10 protein-coding genes are annotated in these 9,433 nt (G+C 65.7%); 9 read left to right on the forward strand and 1 reads right to left on the reverse strand.

Translation table 11 applies throughout. The features are described 5' to 3' along the window. Nucleotides 1–6: 6 nt before the first annotated feature. Nucleotides 7–939: a hypothetical protein gene (locus F615_RS0109820; RefSeq protein WP_019561011.1), complete on the reverse strand. Its 933-nt coding sequence runs from the start codon at nucleotides 937–939 to the stop codon at nucleotides 7–9. Nucleotides 940–1,022: 83 nt separating this feature from the next. Between F615_RS0109820 and F615_RS0109825 the strand changes: the two genes are divergently transcribed. From F615_RS0109825 to F615_RS0109870, 9 genes are all read left to right on the forward strand, one after another. Next, on the forward strand, nucleotides 1,023–2,279 hold the full coding sequence (locus F615_RS0109825; RefSeq protein ID WP_019561012.1) for a lipoprotein-releasing ABC transporter permease subunit: 1,257 nt from the start codon (nucleotides 1,023–1,025) through the stop codon (nucleotides 2,277–2,279). Continuing rightward, on the forward strand, nucleotides 2,272–2,946 hold the full coding sequence (lolD, locus tag F615_RS0109830) for a lipoprotein-releasing ABC transporter ATP-binding protein LolD (RefSeq protein ID WP_026330205.1): 675 nt from the start codon (nucleotides 2,272–2,274) through the stop codon (nucleotides 2,944–2,946). The genes F615_RS0109825 and lolD overlap by 8 nt, the downstream gene beginning before the upstream one ends. A gap of 13 nt (nucleotides 2,947–2,959) precedes the next feature. Next, the gene (locus F615_RS0109835; RefSeq protein ID WP_019561014.1) at nucleotides 2,960–3,766 is read left to right on the forward strand and encodes a TatD family hydrolase; all 807 of its coding nucleotides are present in this window, start codon (nucleotides 2,960–2,962) and stop codon (nucleotides 3,764–3,766) included. Then, complete coding sequence (locus F615_RS0109840; protein WP_019561015.1) at nucleotides 3,763–4,266, forward strand: DNA-deoxyinosine glycosylase; 504 nt, start codon at nucleotides 3,763–3,765, stop codon at nucleotides 4,264–4,266. The genes F615_RS0109835 and F615_RS0109840 overlap by 4 nt, the downstream gene beginning before the upstream one ends. Next, nucleotides 4,263–5,036 (forward strand): methyltransferase domain-containing protein, encoded by a 774-nt coding sequence (locus F615_RS0109845; protein ID WP_019561016.1) that lies wholly within the window; start codon nucleotides 4,263–4,265, stop codon nucleotides 5,034–5,036. The genes F615_RS0109840 and F615_RS0109845 overlap by 4 nt, the downstream gene beginning before the upstream one ends. Continuing rightward, nucleotides 5,033–6,832 (forward strand): type IV pilus assembly ATPase TfpB, encoded by a 1,800-nt coding sequence (gene tfpB / locus F615_RS0109850; RefSeq protein WP_026330206.1) that lies wholly within the window; start codon nucleotides 5,033–5,035, stop codon nucleotides 6,830–6,832. Before F615_RS0109845 ends, tfpB begins: the two co-directional genes overlap by 4 nt. Nucleotides 6,833–6,988: 156 nt before the next feature. Continuing rightward, the gene (locus tag F615_RS0109855) at nucleotides 6,989–7,453 is read left to right on the forward strand and encodes a tripartite tricarboxylate transporter TctB family protein (protein WP_026330207.1); all 465 of its coding nucleotides are present in this window, start codon (nucleotides 6,989–6,991) and stop codon (nucleotides 7,451–7,453) included. 25 nt (nucleotides 7,454–7,478) lie between these two features. Next, the gene (locus tag F615_RS0109860) at nucleotides 7,479–8,987 is read left to right on the forward strand and encodes a tripartite tricarboxylate transporter permease (RefSeq protein ID WP_019561019.1); all 1,509 of its coding nucleotides are present in this window, start codon (nucleotides 7,479–7,481) and stop codon (nucleotides 8,985–8,987) included. A gap of 203 nt (nucleotides 8,988–9,190) precedes the next feature. After that, the coding region (locus F615_RS0109870; protein WP_026330208.1) for a hypothetical protein at nucleotides 9,191–9,433 on the forward strand (243 nt) is incomplete at its 3' end.

Consider the following 9,433-nt stretch of genomic DNA (forward strand, 5'->3'; position numbering starts at 1 on the left):
CCGGGCTCACAAGGACAGCAGCACGTCCGCTGGCGAGGGCGCCGCCCAGCGGGCCCGCAAGGCTTGCCACCAAGGGCGTGCGGCCTGGCCCCAGGTCTGTGCATGGCGTTCGCCGCACAGGGTCAGCTGCACCGGATGCCCGGCGCGCACCTGCTCCCAGGCTTCACGCAGTGGGCCCGCATCCAGCGCCTGCCAGGCTTGCGCCCAGGCGGGCCAGTCGCCGTGGAGATGCGCCTCACGCAATCGTGCGTCCACGATCAACTCGGGCGTGGGCCGCGCGGGTTGGCGGGGGCCGCAGCCGCTGAGCCAAAAGCTGTTGATCGGCAGCAAGCCTTGGGCTTCGCGACGTTCGTTGAGCGGATGGGTGTAGAGCAGCATCTGAACTTCCTGTTGCAGTCGGCGCACCACGCGGGCCTGAGGGGAGTCGGGCATCCACAAGTCCACGTTGCGGCCGATCACGCGGTCCAGCGAGGCCGTGGGCAGTTCGGCCAGGCTCTCATGGGCCACATACCAGCGCAAGGGCGCACCATAGACCAGCACCCATCCCTCGGATTCGAACAGTTCGCGCACGGCTTCGAGCGCCTCGCGCGAGTCGGCTTCGTCCAGCTGCAACGACTCCGGCGGCAGCATGGTCACCTCGTCGGCGCCGGCGTGCCAATGGGCGGGGGTCAGCAAGCCCCAGCACAGGTCGTCGGTGGCGATGCCGTCGGCCGCTGCGGCGTGGGCGGCCCAGGGCAGAGCGCCGTCAGCGCCCGCATAGCCCCAGGCCAAGGCCAGGGCGCGCTCATGGGGCATGGACAGGCTGTACTCGTCGCCCTCGCTGCGCCAGACCGGCCCAAGGCGGGCCAACAGGCGGCCCAGATGGGGCAAGGACAGATCGCGAATCGCCGCGCGGGCCGCCTCGGCCAGCGCCGAGGCATAGGGAATCAGCACATGCATGGCCCGCCATTATCGGGGCGCAGTCCAGCTCGGGTAGCATCGGGCGCTTGCCCATGGGCGTCCCCCTCCTGTCCGTGTCATCCATGAATTGGCCTTACGAACTGCAGATTGGTTGGCGCTACACGCGCGCCGGCCGCGCCACCCGGCGCAATGGCTTCATATCCTTCATCTCCGCTGTGTCGATGTTGGGCATCGCGCTGGGGGTGGCCGCGCTCATCATCGTGCTGTCGGTGATGAACGGCTTCCAGAAGGAAGTGCGTGACCGCATGCTGTCGGTGATTGCGCACATCGAGGTGTTCTCCACCGACGGCCAGGCCTTGCCCGACTGGCAGCGCACGGCCCACGAAGCCTTGGCCAACCCCCAGGTGCTGGGGGCGGCGCCTTACGTGGCGGCTCAGGCGCTGGTGGCCCGCGGGGAGGACATGCGCGGGGCCATCATTCGCGGCATTTCGCCCGAGCACGAGCCTGCGGTGACACCGCTGGCCGCCCAGCTAAAAGACACCGTCTTGTCCCGCCTGCGGCCCGAGGGCTGGGGCGTGGTCTTGGGCGTGGAGCTGGCCCGCCAACTCGGCGTGCGCGAAGGCGACCGCCTCACCATCGTCTCGCCCAGCGGGCAGGTCACGCCCGCCGGCGTGGTGCCCCGTCTGAAGCAGGTGACGGTGGTGGGCCTGTTCGAGGCTGGCCACTATGAATACGACAGTGGCCTGGTGTTGATGCACCTGGAGGACGCGGCCAAGCTCTTCCGGGTGGCCGGCCCCACCGGCGTGCAGCTGCGCCTGGCCGACGTGCAACGTGCTCGGCAAGTGGCGCAGGAGCTGTCTTTGCAATTGAGCGGGGAACTCTACTTGCGAGACTGGACGCGCACCAATCGCAATTGGTTCGACGCCGTGCAGCTCGAAAAGCGCATGATGTTCATCATTCTCACGCTGATCGTGGCGGTGGCGGCCTTCAACCTGGTGTCGATGCTGGTGATGACGGTGACGGACAAGCGCGCTGACATCGCCATTTTGCGCACCCTGGGCGCCACGCCGCGCTCGATCATGGGCATTTTCATGGTGCAAGGCGCCGCCAGCGGCATCATCGGAACCTTGGGCGGGCTGCTGCTGGGGCTGCTGGTGGCCTTCAACATCGACGTGATCGTGCCGGCCATCGAGCGGCTGTTCAACGCGAGCTTCCTGCCTGGCAGCATTTACCTGATCAGCCGCATGCCCAGCGACCCGCAGATGGGCGACATCGTGCCCATCGGGCTCATCTCCCTGGCGCTGGCCTTCTTGGCCACGCTGTATCCGAGCTGGCGCGCCAGCCGTGTTCAGCCCGCGGAGGCCCTGCGCTATGAGTGAGCCGGTATTGAGCGCCGAATCGCTGCACAAGCGCTACCACGAAGGCCCGCTGGATGTGCACGTGCTGCGTGGCGTGAGCCTGCAAGTGCACGCCGGTGAAACCTTGGCCATCGTGGGCGCCTCGGGCTCGGGCAAGAGCACGCTGTTGCATCTGCTGGGCGGGCTGGATGCACCCACGCACGGACGGGTCGTGCTGCAAGGGCAGGATTTCGCCCGCCTGGGAGCGGCCCAGCAGGGCCAATGGCGCAACCGACATCTCGGTTTCGTCTACCAGTTTCACCACTTGCTGCCGGAGTTCACCGCGCTGGACAATGTGGCCATGCCGCTACGCATCCGACGCATGCCGGTGGCTGCGGCGCACGAACAGGCCTTGGCCATGCTCGACCGGGTGGGCCTGGCTCAGCGCGCACAGCATCGCCCGGCGGAATTGTCCGGTGGTGAACGCCAGCGCGTGGCCATTGCTCGCGCGTTGGTGGCGCAGCCGGCCTGCGTGCTGGCTGACGAGCCCACCGGCAACCTGGATCGAGAGACGGCCAACACCGTCTTCGAGCTGATGCTGTCGTTGGCGCGCGATCAGGGCACGGCTTTCGTCGTGGTCACGCACGACGAAGAGCTCGCGGCGCGCTGCGATCGTCGCTTGCGTTTGCGGGCGGGGGTGCTCGTTTGAACCGTCACGGACCATGTGGATCGACACCCATTGCCACCTCGATGCGGCCGAGTTCGATGCCGACCGCGACGCGGTGGTCGCACGTGCGAAGGCCCAGGGGGTGGGCTGCATGGTGCTGCCGGCCGTAAGCACCGCCAATCTCGATGCCGTGCGTGAACTGGCCCATGCCCATGGCTTCTTCTACGCCCTGGGCTTGCACCCGATGTATGTCGAGGCCGAGCCGCCCGGGGCCGTGGCGATGCTGCGGGCGGCGCTTGAGCGCCATCGTGACGACGACCGCCTGGTGGCCGTGGGCGAGATCGGGCTGGACCATTTCGTGCCGGGTCTGGATCGCCAGGTGCAAGAGCGGTTCTACGTGGATCAGTTGCAGCTTGCCCGTGAGTTCGATCTGCCGGTGATCCTGCATGTGCGCCGCTCGGCCGATGCGTTGCTCAAACACTTGCGACGCCTGCGTGTCAAAGGCGGCATCGCGCATGCGTTCAATGGCAGCTTGCAGCAAGCGCTGGCGTTCATCGACCTGGGCTTCAAACTGGGCTTTGGCGGCGCCATGACCTTCGAGCGTGCGCTGCGCATTCGTGCCTTGGCCCGCGAGCTGCCACTGCAGGCCCTGGTGCTGGAGACCGATGCGCCGGACATTCCGCCGCAATGGCTGTACCGCACCGCGGCGCAGCGTGCGGCGGGGCAGACTTGCCGCAACGAACCGGCACAGCTGCCGCGCATAGCCCACACCCTGGCCGAATTGCGCGGCCTCGCCGTGGAGGCCGTGGCGCATGCCACCTCGGCCAATGCACGCCAAGTGTTGGGTTTGGCGCCGGCATGAAGGCTTCCGTTCGTTTGCACGGCTTGGCGCCCGTGCTGGCGCCGCACACCCGGCTCGTGGTGCTGGGCAGTTTTCCCGGCGTGGCCTCGCTGTGCGAGCAGCAGTACTACGCGCATCCGCGCAATCAATTCTGGCCCATCCTGTCGGCATTGTGGGGGCTGGATCTGCGAGCCCTGCCTTATGCCCAACGGCTGGACATCGTGCGCGAGCGCGGGCTGGGCATATGGGATGTGTATGCGAGCTGCCGGCGCCAGGGCAGCCTGGACAGCGCGATCGAGGAGGCTGAGCTCAACCCCCTGAGGCGTCTGCGCGAATGGGCCCCCGCCTTGCGGGCCGTGGCCCACAACGGCGGCGAATCCGCCCGGGCCATGCGCATCACGCGTCAGCTGGGTTTGCCCGTGCATCGCCTGCCCTCCAGCAGCCCGGCCAATGCCTCCTGGAGCTTCGAGCGCAAGCTGGCCGCCTGGCGGGCCGTTTTCGAGCAGTACGAGCTGGCATGAGTCTTTCCAACTCTCGCAAGAGCATTCCCCGTTTGCCGAGCGTGACGCTGTCCGAGTCCGACGGGGTGCGCTATCTGCACTTGGACACGCCTTGGGTTCAGGGCGCGATGCGGGTGCGCAAGCCGGACGACATCGAGCTGGCCTACGTGCAGCGCATGATGGCCTGGATGCTGCTGCGTCCCGCCGAGGCCCTCGACGCGGGTCATGCCGTGCAACTCGGACTGGGGGCCGGGGCAATCACGAAGTTTTGTCTCAGGAAGCTGCGCTGGCGTTGCACCGCGGTGGAGCTGAACCCCGAAGTCATTCGCGTCTGCCGGCAATGGTTTCGTTTGCCTGCCGACGGCGAGCGTTTGCGCGTCATCGAAGCCGACGCGGCGGCCTATGTGGCCGACCCGGCTCATCAAGGGGTGGCCGATGCGTTGTGCGTCGATCTCTACGACCACGAAGCGGCCAGCCCCGTGCTCGACGACGAGGACTTCTATCGTGCTTGCTACGGCCTGTTGGCCCCCGGCGGTGTGATGAGCGTCAACCTGTTCGGACGCGACGCCAGTTTCGAGCGCAGTCTGTCGCGCATCGCCACGGCCTTTGCCGGCGAAACCCTGTGGAGCCTGCGGCCCACCCGTGAGGGCAATACCATCGTGCTGGCGTGTCGCGGCGTGCCGCCACCGAGCCGCGCTGAGCTTGTCGAGCGCGCCGAAAACATTGAAACTCGTTGGGGTTTGCCGGCCCGCAAATGGCCGCGCATGATGAAACTCGTCGATCCCGCATGACCGCAAAGCCTGAACTCGCCGGCGCCCGTCGCTCTCGTCAAACTGTGCCTGCAGGCCGCTTGGACTGGCTTGTCATGCTCCAATGGCTGAAGGAAGATGGGCTGATCACCGAGGCAGACGCCCAACGCACCCAGCAGCGTTTGGCCGCTGGCAAAAGTGCCCAGCACCCGTTGATCCGCTTGGCCCATGTGGGGCTGGTGCATGCCGTCAGCGGCAAGCCGTTGGATACCGAGACCCTGACCGAATGGCTGGCGGGCCGAGCCGGGCTGGACTACCTGCGCATCGACCCCCTCAAGGTGGACGTGGGGCGCGTGGCCGACGTGATGTCGATCAACTATGCCGAGCGCCGCCGCTGTCTGCCAGTGCAGATTGGCCTGAGCGAGATCACCGTGGCCACCTGCGAGCCTTTCGACACCGATTGGGTGGCCGAAATCGAGGCGCACACGCGCAAGAAGGTTCGTTTGGTGGTCTCCAGCCCGAACGAGTTGGCACGCTACACCACCGAGTTCTACACCTTGGCCAAATCGGTCAAGGCCGCGGCGAAGAACGGTCAGCTCAGTGGTCCGGCCAACTTCGAGCAACTCGTCGAGCTGGGCAAGGCCAAAAATCTCGACGCCAATGATCAAAGCATCGTGCAGGTGGTCGACTGGTTGTGGCAGTACGCCTTCGACCAGCGTGCCTCGGACATTCATCTGGAGCCCCGCCGCGACATGGGGGCGGTGCGTTTCCGCATCGACGGCGTGATGCACACCGTCTACCAGTTGCCGCTGACCGTGATGGCCGCGATGACCAGCCGCATCAAGCTGCTCGGCCGCATGGACGTGGTCGAAAAGCGCCGCCCGTTGGACGGGCGCATCAAGACCCGCAATCCGCGTGGCGAGGAGGTCGAGATGCGTTTGTCCACGCTGCCCACCGCCTTCGGAGAGAAGTTGGTGATGCGCATCTTCGACCCCGATACCACGGTCAAGAGCCTCGATGCATTGGGCTTCTCCAGCCACGACGCGCAGCGCTGGGAGCAGCTCGTCACGCAGCCGCACGGGGTGATCCTGGTCACCGGCCCGACCGGCTCGGGCAAGACCACCACGCTGTATGCCACGCTCAAGCGGTTGGCCACCGACGAGGTGAACGTTTGCACCATCGAAGACCCGATCGAGATGATCGAGCCGGCCTTCAACCAAACCCAGGTTCAGCCTCAGCTCGATCTGAACTTTGCCAACGGACTGCGCGCCCTGATGCGCCAGGACCCCGACATCATCATGGTGGGCGAGGTGCGCGACCTGGAAACCGCCGAGATGGCCATCCAGGCGGCATTGACCGGACACCTCGTGTTCACCACGCTGCACACCAACGATGCCGCATCGGCCATCACGCGGCTGCTGGATCTGGGCGTGCCGTCCTACCTGATCGGCGCCACCGTGCTGGGTGTGCTGGCGCAGCGGCTGGTGCGCACGCTGTGCCCGCACTGCAAGCAGCCCGACGCGGATTTCAGCCGCGACACCCTGGCCGCGGCAATTGCACCGTGGCGCATCAACGGTCCCCTACGTCCGTACCGGCCGGTGGGCTGCATCGAGTGTCGCATGACCGGCTTTCTGGGGCGCTCGGGCCTGTACGAGCTTCTGACCGTCAGCCCGGCGCTTCGACCGCTCATCACGCAGACTCCCGACTTGTCGCGTTTGCGACAACAAGCCACCCAGGACGGCATGCGCCCTTTGCGTCTGGCGGGCGCCATGAAGGTGGCCGAAGGGCTGACGACCTTGGATGAAGTGCTGCGTGCCACCCCTGCCTGGGAGCATTGAGACCGTCGGTCAGCGCCGTGCTACGTGTATTCCACAGGACCGCCGCAAGGGGCGATCCCTAGAATCCCCGGCAGTTTCACCTTTGGGGCGAACGGGTCCGGACGCCGTCGGATCCAGAAAATCCATTCACACCATCGATTCGTCTGAGGAGCAACCGTGAGAATCAAAAGTCAGAAGGACTTCGCGTCCGGGCTGATGTTCATCATTGTGGGCATCGCCTTTGCCTGGGGCGCGACCGAATACAGCTTTGGCGACTCTGCGCGGCCGGGCCCGGGGTATTTCCCCTTTGGCCTGGGCATCTTGCTGGCCATCTTGGGGGCGTTGGTCACCTTCGGTTCCTTGACCATCGAAACCGAGGACGGTGAGCCCATTGGTCACATCGGCTGGAAGCCCTTGTTCATCATCGTTGGCTCGGTGGTGCTGTTTGCCGCGGCATTGCCCCGTTTGGGTCTGTTGATTGCGTTGCCGCTGTTGGTCATCGTGGCCAGCCTGGCCGGCGATGAATTCAACTGGCGTGATGCGATCATCGCCGCCTTGGTGCTGACGGCGTTGTCCTGGTTCGTGTTCTCTTGGGCGCTGAACTTGGTCATTCCCTTGTGGCCGGCTTGGCTGTCGCAGTAAATCAAACGCCCGAGGAGCTCTGTTCATGGACTTGCTTTCCAATCTCGCGCTGGGGTTTGAAACTGCGCTGTCGCTGCAAAACCTGGGGTACGCCTTCATCGGCGCCTTGTTCGGCACCTTGGTGGGCGTGCTGCCTGGCCTGGGCCCGGCCGCCAGCATTGCGATGCTGCTGCCGTCCATCTATGCGCTGGACGCCACGCCGGCGCTGATCATGCTGGCTGGCATTTATTACGGTGCGCAGTACGGCGGCTCGACCACGGCCATTTTGATCAATGTGCCGGGAGAATCGTCCTCGGTCGTCACCGCGCTGGACGGCTACCAAATGGCCCGCCAGGGCCGCGCCGGGACGGCGCTGGCCACGGCGGCCCTCGGGTCGTTCTTCGCGGGCTCGGTGGCCACGCTGATCATCGCCGGCTTTGCGCCGCCGCTGACCGAGCTGGCCTTCAAGTTCGGTCCGGCCGTGTACTTCTCGCTGATGGTGCTGGGCCTGATCGGCTCGGTGGTGCTGGCCTCGGGCTCGCTCATCAAGGCCATCGCGATGATCCTGCTGGGCTTGCTGATCGGGCAGATCAACACGGATGTGATCTCGGGGGTGCCGCGCTACTCGTTCGACATTCCGGAGCTGTCTGACGGCATCAACTTCGTCGTCATCGCCATGGGTATCTTTGGTTTCGGCGAGATCATCGCCAACCTGTCGGTGCCCTCGCACGCGCGGGAGGTGTTCACGCGTGACGTGCGTGGCCTGTGGCCGAGCAAAGAGGACTTCAAGCAGGCCGCGCCGGCGGTGCTGCGCGGCACGGCACTGGGCGCCATCCTGGGCATCCTGCCCGGCGGCGGCGCCCTGCTGTCCTCGTTTGCGTCGTACACCTTGGAGAAAAAGCTGGCCAAAGACTCCAGCCGCTTCGGTAAGGGTGACATCCGCGGCGTGGCCGGTCCCGAGTCTGCGAACAACGCTGGGGCCCAGACCTCGTTCATTCCCATGCTCACGTTGGGCATCCCGTCCAATGTGGTCATGGCGCTGATGGTGGGGGCGATGACGATCAAGGGCATCCAACCCGGCCCGCAGGTCATGACCAGCAACCCCTCGTTGTTCTGGGGCCTGATCGCCTCGATGTGGATCGGCAACCTGATGCTGGTGGTGCTCAACCTGCCGCTGATCGGCATCTGGATCAAACTGCTGACCGTGCCTTATCGTTTCCTCTTTCCGGCCATCATGGTGTTTTGCTGCATCGGCTTGTACACACTGAACAACAACCCGTTCGATGTGTACATGGGGGCGCTGTTCGGTGTCATCGGCTATGCCTTCTACAAACTGGGTTGCGAGCCGGCGCCACTGCTGCTGGGCTTCATCCTTGGGCCCATGATGGAAGAAAACCTGCGTCGTGCCTTGCTGCTGTCGCGCGGCGACTGGACGACCTTTGCTACCCGCCCGCTGTCGGCCGGTTTGTTGTTGGCCGCTTTGGCGATGGTGGTGATCGTGGCGCTGCCCAGCATCCGACGCAAGCGTGAGGAAGCCTTCCAGGAAGCAGATTGACGCGACGACGGCTTCCTGCCACTGCCAAGGCCGCCCGAGGGCGGCCTTGGTTTTTTGAGCGGCCCTTGTCCCGTTGTAACCAGTTCATACGATCGGAAACTCGTTGTAAAACACCTCTGCCCGCTCTTCCCTGAGCGCCTCCCTTCTCTCATACTGCGCGCCGCTTGCCACGGCGAGCAGCACACCATCCACAGGGAGGATGCATGGACCAGGCCCAAGCCGCCGCGGCGCGACAAGCCGCGCGGGCCCTCTTTGGCGTGCCCATCGAGCAAGACCGCCGCTTGCTGAGGCTGCACGCGCAAGCGCTGCCGGGGGTGGCCCCGGCGGGGCTGGTGGCGCAGCGCGTGCGCATCGAAGAAGGCCTCAGCCAACCCTTTCACATCGACATCGAAGCACTCAGCCCGGCCGCGGGGCTGCCCGTGCAGCACTGGGTGGGCCATGCGCTG

Origin of the sequence: Caldimonas manganoxidans ATCC BAA-369, assembly GCF_000381125.1 — a bacterium.
GTDB classification, from domain to species: domain Bacteria; phylum Pseudomonadota; class Gammaproteobacteria; order Burkholderiales; family Burkholderiaceae_C; genus Caldimonas; species Caldimonas manganoxidans.